Source organism: Micromonospora sp. AMSO12t, from assembly GCF_008806585.1.
Taxonomy (GTDB): domain Bacteria; phylum Actinomycetota; class Actinomycetes; order Mycobacteriales; family Micromonosporaceae; genus Micromonospora; species Micromonospora reichwaldensis.
Genome location: NZ_WAAS01000512.1, coordinates 1 through 1,205 on the forward strand (window position 1 = coordinate 1; position 1,205 = coordinate 1,205).

Below are 1,205 nucleotides of genomic sequence, written 5' to 3' on the forward strand. Positions count from 1 at the left end.
GACGCGTACGCTGGGTGGCCGGTGAACTGCCGGCCCACCGGGGCCGGGCGTCCGTCGGAGGGAAGACGATGACCAAGCAGCCCGGCAGCTCCGCAGCCGCGGAGTCGGACCGGTCGGCGCCGGCCGCCGACGAGGTTCCCGAGACGACGGACGCCGTCGGGGAAACCGCCACCGGCACGACGGACGCCGCCGGGAACACCGCCGCCGAAGCGCGGGACGCCACCGGCACCGCACCGGTGGACGAGACCGACGCGACCGGGACCGGACCCTCCGTCGACCCGCGGGGCGGGACGGCGCTGCCGCTCGCACCCGGTGCGCCCGTGCTGGCGCTCCTGGCGCTCGGGTGGCTGGCCGCGATGCTCTGGTCGACCCGCGAGGTGATCAGCTCCGCGGCGGCCGGGCTCACCGCCATCAGCCTCTCCGCGTTCGCCCTCCCGGGGGTGATCTCCGCGGCGCTGGTCGCCGGCGCCGGCTTCGCCCTCTTCGGTGTCGACCTGCTCGCCCGCCGGGGCAGCGAGCGGGTCACCCTGCGCTTCGTGGCGGCGATCGGCACCGGCCTGCTCGTCGGGCTCGCCGCCGCGTTCGCGATCAACCTGACGTACGCCGACAACGCGACCACCAACGTGATCGCCGCCACCACCGCCGCCGCCGCGACCGTCGGCGGGGCCGTCGCCGGCGCGCGTAGCGGATCCGTGGTCGGGGCCGTGGTGGCCGCCGCCCTCGGCACGCTGATCTTCGTGGTGGCCTTCAGTCGGGCCCGCGACCCGCTCTTCGACCTGTTCGGCGGCGGCGACGGTCAAGAGTCGCTGCTGAGCGCGGCCAAGTGGGTGTCCCGCACCGAGTCCCTGCTCGCCGGCCTGGTGGCCGGGCTGCTGGCCTTCGGGTACCTGACCCTGGCCCGCCGCCGGGCCGCCCGGCTCGACGCGGCGGCGCCCGCGCCCCGCTGGCCCGCCTACCTGCTGGCCGGCGCCGGCCCGGGCCTGCTCCTGATCGTCGCCGAGGTGATCATCCGGGTCGGCGGGCGGTCCCTGCTCGACCTGGCCGGGGCGCTGAGCGAGGCGGACGCGGTGGCCCAGACCTCGCTGGGCACCTCCCGGATCGACAACGCCATCTGGGTGCTCTTCGTGGGCGCCCTGACCGCGATGATCGCCTTCGGCCGCACCCTGGGGCCGGCCCACGCCGACGACGACGAGCCGGTCGAGGCC

At 76.8% G+C, this 1,205-nt stretch carries 1 protein-coding gene; it reads left to right on the forward strand.

The features are described 5' to 3' along the window. Positions 1-68: 68 nt before the first annotated feature. Positions 69-1,205: hypothetical protein (locus F6X68_RS32695; RefSeq protein WP_151457837.1), on the forward strand; the 1,137-nt coding region annotated here is incomplete at its 3' end.